The sequence below is a fragment of the Nonomuraea zeae genome (genome assembly GCF_005889725.1).
Taxonomy (GTDB): domain Bacteria; phylum Actinomycetota; class Actinomycetes; order Streptosporangiales; family Streptosporangiaceae; genus Nonomuraea; species Nonomuraea zeae.
The window spans coordinates 14,667-27,685 of record NZ_VCKX01000159.1 but is presented as its reverse complement, the minus strand read 5'-3'; the positions used below and the strand labels follow the sequence as shown (position 1 = coordinate 27,685).

General features: G+C 65.8%; 10 protein-coding genes. 4 read left to right on the top strand and 6 right to left on the bottom strand.

The annotated features are described in order from the left end of the window. Positions 1-1,116: 1,116 nt before the first annotated feature. Positions 1,117-2,391 carry an ABC transporter substrate-binding protein gene (locus ETD85_RS38070; protein ID WP_138694680.1) on the bottom strand — a complete coding sequence of 425 codons (1,275 nt, stop codon included), beginning with the start codon at positions 2,389-2,391 and terminating at the stop codon, positions 1,117-1,119. An 848-nt stretch (positions 2,392-3,239) separates the two neighbouring features. Here ETD85_RS38070 and ETD85_RS63570 point away from each other — a divergent pair. The 4 genes from ETD85_RS63570 to ETD85_RS38055 all read left to right on the top strand — a co-directional run bounded on the left by ETD85_RS63570 (position 3,240) and on the right by ETD85_RS38055 (position 5,586). Then, positions 3,240-3,539, top strand: a complete 300-nt coding sequence (locus ETD85_RS63570; protein ID WP_170247065.1) for a hypothetical protein — start codon at positions 3,240-3,242, stop codon at positions 3,537-3,539. Then, on the top strand, positions 3,532-4,065 hold the full coding sequence (locus ETD85_RS66125) for a sigma factor-like helix-turn-helix DNA-binding protein (RefSeq protein WP_138694679.1): 534 nt from the start codon (positions 3,532-3,534) through the stop codon (positions 4,063-4,065). The genes ETD85_RS63570 and ETD85_RS66125 overlap by 8 nt, the downstream gene beginning before the upstream one ends. Beyond that, positions 4,062-4,403: a hypothetical protein gene (locus ETD85_RS63565; protein WP_170247064.1), complete on the top strand. Its 342-nt coding sequence runs from the start codon at positions 4,062-4,064 to the stop codon at positions 4,401-4,403. Before ETD85_RS66125 ends, ETD85_RS63565 begins: the two co-directional genes overlap by 4 nt. A gap of 487 nt (positions 4,404-4,890) precedes the next feature. Next, positions 4,891-5,586: an alpha/beta fold hydrolase gene (locus ETD85_RS38055; RefSeq protein WP_138694677.1), complete on the top strand. Its 696-nt coding sequence runs from the start codon at positions 4,891-4,893 to the stop codon at positions 5,584-5,586. Positions 5,587-5,811: 225 nt separating this feature from the next. On the opposite strand, the gene ETD85_RS38050 is transcribed toward ETD85_RS38055, so the two are convergent. The 5 genes from ETD85_RS38050 to ETD85_RS38030 form a co-directional block, all read right to left on the bottom strand. After that, positions 5,812-6,366 carry a DUF4429 domain-containing protein gene (locus tag ETD85_RS38050; protein WP_170247063.1) on the bottom strand — a complete coding sequence of 185 codons (555 nt, stop codon included), beginning with the start codon at positions 6,364-6,366 and terminating at the stop codon, positions 5,812-5,814. A 580-nt stretch (positions 6,367-6,946) separates the two neighbouring features. Next, complete coding sequence (locus ETD85_RS38045; protein WP_138694675.1) at positions 6,947-7,255, bottom strand: recombinase family protein; 309 nt, start codon at positions 7,253-7,255, stop codon at positions 6,947-6,949. Positions 7,256-7,396: 141 nt separating this feature from the next. Beyond that, positions 7,397-8,653, bottom strand: coding sequence for an aromatic ring-hydroxylating oxygenase subunit alpha (locus ETD85_RS38040; RefSeq protein ID WP_206059126.1), 1,257 nt, complete (start codon positions 8,651-8,653; stop codon positions 7,397-7,399). 17 nt (positions 8,654-8,670) lie between these two features. Beyond that, a complete protein-coding gene (locus ETD85_RS38035) occupies positions 8,671-9,570 on the bottom strand; it encodes a GNAT family N-acetyltransferase (RefSeq protein ID WP_138694674.1) in 900 nt (299 codons plus the stop codon). Then, on the bottom strand, positions 9,570-12,914 hold the full coding sequence (locus ETD85_RS38030; protein WP_138694673.1) for a serine hydrolase: 3,345 nt from the start codon (positions 12,912-12,914) through the stop codon (positions 9,570-9,572). The genes ETD85_RS38035 and ETD85_RS38030 overlap by 1 nt, the downstream gene beginning before the upstream one ends. Between the last annotated feature and the right edge of the window lie 105 nt (positions 12,915-13,019).

Sequence of the window (13,019 nt, the reverse complement as noted above, 5' to 3'; positions counted from 1 at the left end):
GCTTGCCGGTCTCCTTGACGATACGCAAGCGCCCCGGCCCAGAACTCCGGATCAAAGCGCCGCCGCGTAACTGCTGCCACGACCAAACCTTTCCCGGTTCGGTCTCCACGCTATGAGGGGAAGGCCAGTGCCTGCACCTAAGCTTTTGATCTCCCCTGGCAACGATCATCGCGCGTTGAGATGACCCGGAGCATTCTTGTGGGGTGGCGGAGAAGCGTCAGCGGCGATGTCCGGAGCGTAGTAGTACGGCAGCGCCCGACCTGGCTGTCCTCGAGCTTTGTTGCCCAGCACCCCGCATCAGCCCGTGTCGTGGATGAACGTGCCGCTGCAGACCAGGGATGCCGATGGCCTCCGACTCCGCGGATAACAGGCGCCCCCAGATGTCCCGAGGTATGCGCATCATGGCGTCGCGCCGCCCTCGGCTGCGTAAGAAGCGGCAGTGCAGGTGGTTCACCATCGTCCTCGGCGCGATCGACTCCACTGGCATCGTCAAAGCACAGCGCCGCTTCCAGCGGGGTCGCCGTCGACACCAAGCCGCTCATGGGGCTCCCCATGCCGATCCGGTACGGCTGGCGCGTCGCCCTCCACACTTTGGAAGGAGAGACCCCGGCGACTACGCCGACGCCGTCAAACGCCTGGCCCACTTCTGGGGCGTTCACGCCGTCCGCGTCACCTCCGACAAGTCAGGTCAGGTACTGCCGGGCCGCCACCATCCGCGACCCGCTGGTCAAGGTCGACCAACTCCCCGGTGCGCCGCGCGCAACGGATCCAGGTGGATGCCACTGGTGCCCCAGAGAGGTCCTCAATGCATCCTCGCACGTGGCCTCACCCGCTTTGTGCTCGACAGCAGCACGTCGAACGCGGCGACCTCCGCAGTCCTATCCCTTCGCGGGCGACGGGAACGTCTGCCTGCCTCCAGCAGCAGGCTTGCCGGCGGCCTTGCCATCGGCCCCAGGTGTCGCGTGGACGCACGAGCATCGACCGCTCCCGCTCCCGCATCCCAGCCATCGTCGAGCGTGCCGTCGCCACCTTGAAACTCCTGGAGACTGCTGACACTCCACGAGCAACTCGTCGACGTACATCTGCGCAGTGCCTGAGCAGACGGACGCGTACGCTCTAGCCTGCGATGAGGGCGTTGGCCTCCGTGATGAACTTCTGTGCGGCATCGTCAGGGCTCATCCGGCCGAACAGAACCTCATCCGTATACCGGGTGAGGATCTCTTCCATGGCGCTGGCGCCCTTCGGCGGAGCGGCGGGCGGGTTCGTGAGCTCGCCCTTGATCTCGTCGAGGAAGGCCAGCGTCTTCTTGTCGGTCTCCGGCAGCTTGGCCCTGACCGCCGCCAGCACCTGGGAGTTGGCCGGAAGGCCGCGGTCGCTGAGGATGATCGCGCCCGCCTCCGGGTCGTTGACCATGAAATCGATGAACTTGGCAGCCTCGGCCGGGTGCTTCGACTTCGACGAGGCGGTGTAGAACATGGCGGGCTGCAGGAACATGCCGCCTGCGGCGGCGCCCTGGACCTTCGGCATCCGCAGCAGGTCCACTTCCTTTCCGCCCGACGCCTTGTTGATCGCGCCCAGCTCGTTGCTCCACCACATCCCCATCGCGCCGTTGCCGGTGGCGAACAACGACCGATCCACTCCCTGGCCGCCGAGCTCAACGCTCTTGGAGACGTCAGGAGAACCCTTGGTCTTGATGACCTTCCGGTGGACGGCCCACCATGCCTTGAGCGTATCGGGCGACATGCCGATCTTGTTGCCGTCATAGAACGACTCGCCCCGCTGCGCGGCGAAGATCTGCAGGAAGGCCGGGTTGAAGGCCTGCTGCGTTCCGTAGACCTTGCCGCCGGTTTTTGCGGTGATGCTCGCCGCCAGGTCGACGTAGTCGTCCCAGGTCCACGTGGTGTCTTGGGGCAGCTTCTGCCCCGCGCCCGCGATCGCCTTCGGGTCCGCGACCAGGGACCAGGCGTTGACGCCGGTGGGAATGGCGAACTGCTTGCCGTCGATGACGCCGGTGGTCAGCACCTTGCCGTCGAGGTTGGCGGTGTCGACCTTGCCGGACAGATCGGCGAGCGTGCCGCGTTCGGCGTATTCCCGCAGGCCGCGGATCTCCAGGGTGATGACGTCAGGCGCGTCGCTGCTCGCGACCTTCGTGGAAAGCGTCTCGTAGTAGCTGCCGAAGCCGGAGAACTCCGCCACGACGTCGATGGCCGGGTTCTTCGCCTCGAACTTCTTGATCGCCTCTTCGGTCCTCTTCTGCCGCACGTCAGTGCCCCAGTAGGAGAAACGCAACTTGACATCACCATCGGCGCCTACGCCGCCGCAGGCCGTAGCGATCAACAGCACGACAGCGGCCAGCGACGCCGCCGTCCACATCTTCTTGCCAGAGCTCACGGCTCTGCCTCCTGGGGGGTTGGAGGACCTGCTTCGGTCCTGTGGCCGTCACGCCACGGATCAGTTCAGCAAGAAGCCGATGATCTGCCCGGCCGCGATGATCGGCCTGGTGACCAACGGGATTCACGAGTGCTCTCCACCGGAGTCAAAGAGTTCCGTACGGCTGTCGGGGCGGTGAAGGTCGCCGGACGTCATTGAGGTAGAGGGGACGAGCCTGACTGTGTCGACCACGAGCGTTGATTGAAGGACTTGATCAATGATGCCGCCTCCGATGTGGTGAAGGTGCCGAATCCGCACCACCCGCAGACCTGGTGCTCCACCGTCACGACCGGCCGGCCATCCGGGGGCGCTCTCTGCCCGAGCCCGTCGGCCGGGCCACGCAGTCCCGCCGCCGACGCGGCCGTTTGATCGCGTACGGGCTGGGCGGTCGGCCACGCCTCGCCCGGCGGGCGCGTTCTGCTCGCCTATGGATCGATGAGCCCTTAGGCCAGCACCGACGCCCTCGCCAGGCTGGCAGACCGATATCGAACGGTCGGCTTCGACGAGATCGTCTGCTTCGCTCCGCAGCCGAGCGTGCCGTGTTCGACAAGGTAGTCGGGCGGTTGGGCGACTTTTAGGGAGTAAGCCACATAAGCTCTCAAACCACACTGAGTTGGTGTTAAAGAGCTTTTCGCGGCTTAGGGTGTGTGCCCCCGCGAGATCAACCTCTCGGACACCCAATCCGATCTGCGCACCGCCTGCTGCGGCACGGATGCGAGCTCCAAGGCGAAGCACCCGAGCGTGTAGGCATAGGAAGTCCTCGGGTACTCGGCGGTGCTGTTCGATATCAGCGCGGCGACCACGCGGAGATGTCGGTGGTCGGCTCCAACTCCGCGGGTCCGCTCACCACACGCGTGGGTAACGAAGGCGCCGTCCTGCTGAGCGTGGGTGCGCACCTGCTGTCGATGGTGCCCGCCGAAGGTTGGTACCGGACCGAGATGTTTTTAGGCATGTTCATCTTCGGCACCGGAACCGGCATCGGCACGGCCGTCGTCGCGGCGGCCATCGCGGCCTGTCCGGCGCGGCGCCGAACGAGGCAGGCTCGGCTCCGGGCGTCACCAACTCGATGTTCCAGGTCGGCGCGGCCTTCGGTATCGCGTTGTGCGTGACGGTGTTGGCGGCCACCATCGACCGATCAGTGGCGGACGCCCGGATCGGCCTCAACGCAGGCGTCCAGGCGGCTTTCACCACAGCGCTCATCTGCCGCGGCGGTGTCTGGTGGTCGCGAACGCGCTCGACCTGCTGCCCGAGAGAAGGACCGCTCCGAGGCCTCGACCAGCTTTCCGTTGTGAACGACTAACGGACGAAATCGCGGACCTAAGATCCGTACTCGAACTCGGCAGCTCCCTTCGGCGGGCACGGCTCATCGAGCGGAGCCATCCCTCCTTCCGTTCGGAAAGCGTTTCAGACTCGGCCGCGTGGCATAAGAAATACTCCCACACGCCCGCGTCTGGTCGCCGGTCTGGCCGCGCTATCGCCCAGCGACCGGACCGTGCTGCTGCTGGCGTCTGCGCCCAGCTCAGCTATGAGGAGATCGCCGAGGCGCTCGGCGTTCCGCGCGGCACGGTCGGCTCGCGGCTCAACCGGGCCCGCAGAAAGCTCCGCTCGGTCATCGACATGGAGGAGTCGTCATGACCTATGACCTGCAGGAAATCAAAGCCTTGCACGACGCGCTGCCCGGCCCCTCCGCCACGGCCACCGCCACCGCGAAGGCCTTGCTGGCGATTGAGGTAGCGGCGGAGCGCACGCCACCGACCGGCTCTGCCAAGAAGCACCGCCTCCTGCTCAGGGCGGGCGCGGTCGGCCTGGCGGCGGCCGCGACCCCGGCCAGCGCGGCGGAACTGCTCCAGGAGGCGGCCACGGCCGCCGGCCGGCAGCAGGCGCCACGGCCGATTCCTGGCCCAGTCGGGCGCGGGCCGGGGTGCTTCGTCGCCATCGCCGTGCGGCCGCTACCTGTTCGTCATCTAGGGTGATCAGCTCAGGCCGATCGGACCCACAGTGTGAGAAGGCTTCGACCCTGGTTCGGTGCTGCTTGGCACAACTTCGAGATCTCCCGCTGCTCAGCCAGCGACGATCGCGCGGCCGGAACCGCGCAGGAGATGCCGGGAGCGGGGTTTCGCCAGGGGTGGGATCTCGAGCGACGGTTGGGATGCGGTGCGGCACTGCGATGAGTGGCCCGGAAGTTCAGAGCGGGCTGCTTCTGGGCCACTCATCGTTCTCCCACCCGGCCTGGCCCGGGAACGCGCCCTAGGCCGTCGCGAGCTGGGCGGCCACGCGTCAGGGGTTCGCATGACCGCTCCTCCATAAGACATTTCCTCAGCTCCGCCGACCTAAGACGCTGACGATCTTAACGAGTCAATTTCTGAGGGCAATAACATTTCCTGCCACCTGTCGCTGCTTTCCTGACAGTCGGACCCGAGGTGGGCAGGCGGTGTCAGACTGCTCCGTTACGGTGCAGCCATGGCGAATTTCGTACTGGTTGCAGGCGCGCGGCTCGGGGCGTGGGCGTGGGACGAGGTGGTGCCGTATCTGCGCGCAGTCGGCCAGGGCGCTCACCCGTTGACGCTGTCCGGTCTTGCCGACAAGAGGGGTGTGCCCGCTGGGCAGCAGACTCACGTCCAGGACATAGTCGACGAGGTCGAAGGCCAGGATCTGCGCGACGTCGTCCTGGTGGGTCATAGCTACTCGGGCATCCCGGTCGGTCAGGCTGCCGGGCGGATCGGTGACCGGATGGCCCACGTGGTCTTCGTCGATTCCAGCGTTCCGGCCGATGGCGAGGCGTTCGTCTCCGCCTGGCCGGATGGTGGGGCGATGGTGAAGGCATCGATCGCCGAGAACGGAGGATTTTGGCCGCTCGCGCTCGCAGGTCACTATGACGGCCAGGGCCTCACCGAAGAGCAGATCGAACGGATCGTGGGTGGCTCAACGCCGCACCCGGGCGCCACGCTGACCGAGCCCGCCGTGCTGGCACGGCCACTTGACGAACTCCCGGCGACGTACATCCAATGCCTGCTCGCCGGAGCCGAGCCCAGCGACGACGTGGCCAAGCTGCTGACCAGCAAGCACTGGCGGCTGGTTGAGATGAACACCGGCCACTGGCCGATGTTCTCCCAGCCGCGCGAACTTGCGCAGATCTTCCTCCAAACGGTCGGGTAGCGACCGCAGGCCCATGCTCTGCGGGCTCCCTTTGGGCGTGCACCGCGTGCGTTGGTCACAGCCACTCGTCGATGGCTGCGACGAGGATGGTGGCCTCGTAATGGACGGCGAGTTTCTCGTAGCGGATGGCCACCGGCTAGTGTCATTGGAAGCTGCTCTCGGGTCCTCATGTCGTGCGCGTCCGGGTCCTCTGTGGTGCTGGCCCGTTCGTCCGGCCGCGGAGCCTCAGGTGGCGGCCTTGGAGCGCCATGTGCTCGCGGTTCCTGTTCCTGCGGGTAGACACTCTTGCCGTGCGTGGGGCCTGTTCGTTAGGAGCCGCGCCACTACAGCGGAGGGAGACGGCCTCGGTTTAGAGGCGATCGAGGAGTTCCGTCTTCTTCGATGTGAACTCATCGTCTGTGGGCAGCCCCTCCCCGTGTAGCCGCCCGAGCTCGCGTCGGCTTCTTCCTGCCACGTCACGATGCGCAGGTAGCCCTCGTCCATGGCCCCCTGCGGGAACCACTCGACGCGCCGGATGTCGGCCAGCGTGTACTCCATCAGGCGCTTCTTGGTCTTGCGGGCGCTCGCGTCATCGGACCACTCCAGCCGGATCATCTCCCCGTCGAACATCGCCGCGCCCTCCGAAGGCCGGATGCGCAGCGGCACCGTTGGGACGAGTGCGAGGGCGTACTTCTCCGGCGGGCACGGGCCGTGGCCGAGCCGGGCGGCGTCGGCCGCGAGCCGGAGCCGGTCGGCGTGGTACTCAGCGAGGAGTTCGGTGTCGGGTCTGCCGGTCAACAAGAACGGCTGCCTTCTCGGCGAGCAGCGGCCCCACGGCGGCGTAAGAGTCGGCGCGCTCGCGTGGCCGGAACTGGAGCTGCCAGCCCTTCTTCCGCGCGGAGGTGAAGTCGACCGCCGCGACGGCCGCCAGGGAGACCACAACGGGCGAGGGCTTTCAGCAGCGCGTGGGTGCGCCGCCGGGAGCTGTACTGAATGACGACCTTCTCCTCGTCCAACTGCCATGTTGCCGCATTTCCCCGCAACTCGTCCATGCGGGAAACTAGGAGCGGTGACCACAGGGACATCGGGGAAGGGGTCTTCGCCCGTTCATGCCGCGCGGCGTCGGCAGGGCGTGGGAGAACCCAGAGACCGCCCGTCTGGATCAGCCACCACCGGCTCCAGCAGGGGCCTCGGCCGAGCGAACTGGTCGTGCTGGGCCATGTGATGGAACTGAGACCGGGCATACAGCACGCAGCAGCCCAGGCGGTGGGCAGCGTTGAGAAGGTCACGAGCAGTGCGGGTCAGATCGACGTCTGCCGCGGCTCGGAAGCCTGGCGGTGCAGCATCTCCTGCAACTGTGCGGCCCTGCCTGGCAAGTCGTTCAGAAGCCGGCGGAACTCGGTGAAGCGTTCGCCCAACTCCGAACATTGTTGACCGACCGTGCCGTGGCGCCGCGTCCTCGGTACGCGTGATCGCGGTGCTGACCTGTCAGGAGGCTGTATGTGGGCTTGGTGCGCCTGGCGGTGGCGATCCCCTCGGACTGGCGCTCGGCTCGCAGCTCGAGCTGGTAGGCCGCGGCCGCGGCCAGAACCGCGAACATGAACCGGTCCTCTTTGATGGCCGGAACAAAGTTCTCCGTCAGCGACATGACGGTGATTTCGCGGTCGCGCAGCTCGTTGACCGTGGTCAAGACGGTCCAGCTGAGCGGTCCCACCGATCGGACTTCTAAAACTTCGGGGGGTCGCCCGCCTTGGGCAGCGCCCGGCGATGGCCTCTGACAGGCCGGGTGCCCGCCTCCTCGCGTACGCACCGAGACAATCACACCACGTGATCATCCAGATTCGGAACGCGCAGCACCTGACTGCTTACACTGCTGAGTGGAGGCCTCAGATGGCATGAGCATGAGGGCGAGATAGCGCTGAAATTGCCAAAGCGGGCGCTCCAGGAGAGAGAAGCGGCCACGGCCACTCGGTGCTTCAGCGAGCCCTCGCTGAACTCCCTGCATGACGACCATGTCCTCCGCCTGGACCTGGCTTACCAGCGAGCGGTAAACCGTGCGAGCTTCTTCAAAGCCTGCTGCTTCCCTCGACTCCGGTGCCATCAGGATGCTGATCTGGGTGTCGTGTGTGGTCGGTCCTGTTGGCAGCCAGCGGATCCATACCGCGTTGTCGGGGGTCATTGCCAAGAGGAACTGGGGGAAGATCCCGGCAACAATCATCCCCGAGCGCTGCTCAGGGGTGAGTCCTGGCCAAGGCGGAAGCAGCGTGGGCAGCACCGGGTGGCCGTTATCCTCGCCGGCTGCTGCCTGCTTCGAAACCGGATTGAGCATCGTGAACCACCGCCCGGTGGCGTCATCTACACGCGTGTTCTGCCCGGGCATGAGCAATTGCAACGTGGCTGCGTGAGCACCGATGTGGTGATAACTTTCCGCGCCGTTCTCCAGGGCCACCTTCCAATTCGCAGCCACGCTTTTCCAAACCATCGTGTCCACGGTGATCCAGGAGCTGAAGTCGTAGCTTCCAAGCTTGTCAGTGAGACCTTGGAGGTGCGGCGCGAGGGGTTCGGCGTCCGGATCAAGGTTTATCCAGAGAAAGCCGTTCCACTCCGCAATAGGGAAGGTCGGGAGGCGGCAGGTTGAGCGGTCGAAGTCGACCCCTTGCATCAGTGGGGCCCCGGCAAGCTGTCCGACGTACCGGCCGTCCAGCCGGTACGTCCAGCCATGGTAAGGGCATGTCAGGCGAGAAAGGTTGCCCCGTGGCGGCGTGGTCTCCGGTGGAAGAACGTCCATGAAACGGTGGCGGCAGACTCGTGAAAGGGCGTGCAGCGCGCCGTTCTCATCTCGAGTGATGACGATGGACCTGCCGATTACTTCCACGCTCAAGTAGTCCCCGGTCGCCGGGACCTCGTCGACGCGGGCGACACATAGCCATTCTCGCTTGAAGATCCGTTCGACTTCCCACTCGTACATTTCTGGTGAGGTGTAAACGCCAGGTGGCAAGGTTTCGCCGGACTCCAGGGTGAGCCCTGCAACGCGGCGAGTTTCGCCCAAGAGATATTTCAGTCGCTCAGACATGTTTACCTGACTCATGTCGTCATCCCTTGTCATCAATTGTCGGAGAGTGCCGGCTCTGGCGCCGCGCCACCGGTGCCGGCCAAGAGTTTGCGCAGTAGGTAGCCGTGGCTGCGGTCGTAGTCGATGATCTGGAAGTTCTCGGCCAGCGCGCGCTGTAACGTCTGCCGTACGGCGTACCGCCATCTGACGGCGAGTTCGGCGTCGATGCGCCGCAGGTGCTCGATGTCCTGAGGTAGCCTGCACGCGATCAATGAGGCGTCATCGCTCCAACGTGGACGAGGTTCTTCATGAGCGCCTCGGTCGAGCACGACCGCCACCGGCACGCCATTGCCGATGTCCAGGTGTTGTGGTGTCCGGATCTCGGCGGGCCTCCATTCGGCCAGAAGGCGATCGCTTCCCCAGCCCGAGTTCACCTGGTCGGACATCTCGCCATAGAAATCCACGAGGTAGCGGCGCGCGCCCGCACGCAACTTGTGAAGGTTGAAGTGCGCATTACGGCTCACCAGCGGATCGAAAGTCCAGCTGATGAGCTCGATGCCGCGGCCGAGGGCCCATGCGCCCTGGTGCAGTTTGAGCGCGAAGCCCACCTGTCGGCTTCGCACTATGGGTACCACCCCGGTGATGTGCGAGTGCAGGTGCACCGCGCCGCCGTGCGGCCGGTCGTCGGCAAGAAACCCCGCGGCTACCCCCACCAGCCTTTCGCCATGGTAGGCGCCGGCGGTGTATGCGCCGCTGAAGCTCAGCGCGCACAGCAACTCCCGAGGCAAGGGGGTATGGCCCAGGCCGGTAGACCACACCTGCGCGAGCAATCTCTCCGCGGCGATGAAGTCAGCGGGGTCGGTCAGTTCACGTACCTCCACGCCGCTTTGCCGTGCGACATCACGGGCACGCCTTTGCGCCACCGCCACCGGTGACGCCTCGGACACGGTCATCACCCGATTCTCCGGTTGGCTCGGAACCCATGGTGCAGGTACCTGGTCCCGTCGGAGAGTTCATAGAAGGTGACCGGTGACCAGGACTGACCGGAACCCCCTCGCACGAAACAGAGACCGTCGGACACCGCCACCATCTCCAGATCGTGAGTGGTGGGCAGCCCGACGGTCGACGCGACATCGGCAGTGTCTGTGCTCTTCATGACCAGGTGTCCGTCGCGCTCGAGTACTTCGATCCGCGTGCCCGTCCTGGCGTACGCTCCCAGGAATCGGCTGTGATCAACCGACCCGGACGGCGGCGTTGGCGGTGAGGTGACCAGCGGCATTCGCACGCCTGCGACCTCGGCCACCGCATCGGCGAAGAGGCGGGTAAGCAGGTCGCGGACGTTGCCGCCATTGGCGAACAGCGCGATGGCAATTCCCTTGTCTGGAAGGAGCCGCAGAAAGGCGGTCTGCCCGATCGTCGCGCCGTCGTGACCGACCACCAGGTTGCCGTCCCAGTCGTCGATCATCCATCCGAGGCCCCATGCCTTGGCCAGATCACTTCGCGCGGGAATCTCCACCTGGGCCGTCTGCATCGCCTTGACACTCGTCGGAGACAGAATGCTTCGCCCGTCGTCCGACGCCCCCGCCATCAGATGCATGCGAGCGAAGGTGAGCAGATCCTCCATCGATGTCGTGATGAGCCCGGAAGGCCCGCAGTTCCGGGGGAGCATCCAGAACGGAGCTGGCCGTTGCCCCTGCTCGCCTGGCAGGTGCCCCACCGCCGCGCGACCGAGAAGCGCCTCTTCTGGAAGCGTGACAGTACGGCGAAGTCCGAGTGGCTTGATGAGATACCGCTTCACCGCAGCGTCCCAGCTCAGACCGGTCAGCACTTCGATGACGCGGCCAGCGATGACGAATCCGGAGTTGCAGTAGGACATGGTTGCACCGAGCGGGTGATCTGCGTCGATCTTCGCCAGATGCTCGACGAACCGGGCGATGCAGTCATCTCCGCGGCCGGTGTCTGCGAACACGTCGCCGCCAAGCCCGCTGGTGTGAGTGAGGAGGTGCCGCAATGTCAGGCTCTTCGTCAACTCTGCGGTGGAGAGCTGAAGATCTGGTAGGACGTCGGCGATCCGGGTGTCCACGTCCACCAGGCCCTCCTCGATGAGGCGCATGAGGACGCTGGTAGTCCAGATCTTGGTAATGGAGCCGACCTGAAAGAGCGAGTCGGTGGTGGTGCGCACACCGGTGTCGCGGTTGAGTACGCCGTACGCCGCTGTGACGATGTCGCTGCGACCGTTGGGAGCAGGCGTGAGTATGCCGAGTACGGCGCCAGGAACGTCACATTCGCGGGCAACTCGCGCGAGCCGATCGCCCCAGTCTGCGGCGGGCCTGCGTTCAGCTGTAGCCATGGTTTGCCGGCCGGCTGCAGCCGGTTCGCTCCGCGTTGTGAGCCACTCGACCAGTCGTGTCTGGTAGTCCAGCCGGTGTGACGGCCGGCCGTCGAGCGTGAACGTGTGGGTGGCGCCGGGGTAGACGACCAGCCGCGTGTCGACACCGAGTTGCCGCAGTGCTGTGAACCATTGTTCCGCCTGGCCGAGCGGGCTGCGATCGTCGGCCTGCCCATGCAGGATGAGTGTCGGCGTGCTCACCTGACGGACGCGGCTGATCGGCGACAGCGATCGGAGTCGCGGTGCGTCCTCCTGCGGCAGGGCACCGAACTCGAATTTTGCCAGCGCTGCACCCATGTCAGAGGTCCCTGCCATGGAGAAGGCGTCACTGACAACTCCACCCGCCACGGCGGCGCGGAACCGCTGGGATCGCGTGGTCAGGTGGCAGGTCATGAAGCCGCCGTAGCTGTATCCGGCGACGCACACCCTGTCGGGATCCGCGAGTCCGGCGTCGATGAGTTGATCGAGGGGCTCGAGCAGATCGCTCTCGTCGGACTCGCCCCAGGCGTGGTTGACCGCACGATAATGGTCGCGACCGTATCCGTCACTGCCGCGCGGGTTGAGCAGGAGCACGTTCCAGCCGGCCGCAGCAAGGACTTGGTGGTAGGCGTGCGCCGGGTCAACGGCTCCGCTCCATGCGTTGTGCGGCCCTCCGTGGATGTCGAGCAGCAACGGTGCGGGTCCAGCGGTGTCAGGAGCGCGCAGCAGCCACCCAGGGACCGTGGTTCCGTCGCTGAGGCTGAAGGCGCGCGGTTCAGGCTCGAAGAGTTCGACATCCGGAAGACTTACGGTTCCGTGCCTCGTGATGGTGCTGGTCGCGCCATCGGCAAGACCAACGACCGCCACCTCTGGATACGCGGTGGGTGTGCTGAGCACGACGGCCGTCTTGCCCCCGGCAGCGCCGACGGACATGCCGGCGATCACCGCATCCCCCAGGGTCAGCGGCACCGGGTCCGCGGCGCCCTTGTCCAGCCGGAACAGGACGGTGTAGCCGGCCGTTCGCGCACAGAAGAGAATTGATCCGTCGGCGAACGCCGGAGCAGCACCGGGGTAGCCGACTCTGCCCGGCATGACGTTGAGGTCGAAGGCGGGCGTCAAGTCAGTAGTTTCGCCATCGGCGATCTCCACCCGCAGGAGGCGGGACGGTGCGCTTTCCACCACCGTGTTGCCGACGACCAGTAGAGCGTGCCCATCGGGGAACCACGTCACGCATTCGACGATGCCGTCCCGGTTCCCAACCCGGCGAGGCGGCCCTTGTTCTTGCAAGGACAGTACGTACGCGGCGGATGCCGTGGCCGGTTCGGCGGCAAGCAGGCTTACCGCGGGGAAGGCGAGCGCATCCCCGCTAGGAGACCAAGCAGGCGTGCCGGCATGCCAGTCCTGATCCGTCACCTGTGTCAGCGAGCCGGTCGCGACCTCGAGCACGTGCACTTGACCGCGCCGATTACCGAAATATCCGACACCGTCGATCTTGAAGCCGAGGTTGTCGACGAGTAGGGGAGAGGAGGGCCCGTCTTCGGCTCCTACAGCCGCGGTGAAGGCGATGCGCGTGCCGTCCGGGCTCCAAACCGGCTTGCCCGCGCCCAGCGGCAGATCGGTCGCCTGGACTGGACCGTCATCGCCGACGGCAACGAGCCAGACTTGCCGGTCCGTTCCGCGACCACGCAGGAACGCCAGACGGGTGCCATCTGGCGACCAGGCGGGGGCCGTGTCATGGGGGCCATGCGTGAGCCGGCGCCGCTCACCCGCGACGGTATCGACAAGCCACAGCTCGCGGCGGTCGCGATCCTCAGTTGCGTCTGGCGTGCTGAGAACGTAGGCGACCGTGGCGGCATCCGGCGAAAGCGCCGGGTCACCAGGACTGCCAAGCGCGAGGATATCGGTCAGGCGGAGGCGTCGAGGAGGCATGACACGATGGTCCGCGCGACGTGATGTCGTGTCTTCGGTGGCCGGTACAACGTTTCGCCACCGATCTATGTTCTGAGCGACAGTCGTGGGGGATACGGGTCTCGA

Excerpts from the sequence above, each read along its gene's own strand:
- ETD85_RS38055 (WP_138694677.1), top strand. The coding sequence starts at position 4,891 with ATGGCGAATTTCGTACTGGTTGCAGGCGCGCGGCTCGGGGCGTGGGCG.
- ETD85_RS63565 (WP_170247064.1), top strand. The coding sequence starts at position 4,062 with ATGACCTATGACCTGCAGGAAATCAAAGCCTTGCACGACGCGCTGCCC.
- ETD85_RS63570 (WP_170247065.1), top strand. The coding sequence starts at position 3,240 with ATGTCGGTGGTCGGCTCCAACTCCGCGGGTCCGCTCACCACACGCGTG.
- ETD85_RS38030 (WP_138694673.1), bottom strand. The coding sequence starts at position 12,914 with ATGCCTCCTCGACGCCTCCGCCTGACCGATATCCTCGCGCTTGGCAGT.
- ETD85_RS38040 (WP_206059126.1), bottom strand. The coding sequence starts at position 8,653 with ATGAGTCAGGTAAACATGTCTGAGCGACTGAAATATCTCTTGGGCGAA.
- ETD85_RS38035 (WP_138694674.1), bottom strand. The coding sequence starts at position 9,570 with ATGACCGTGTCCGAGGCGTCACCGGTGGCGGTGGCGCAAAGGCGTGCC.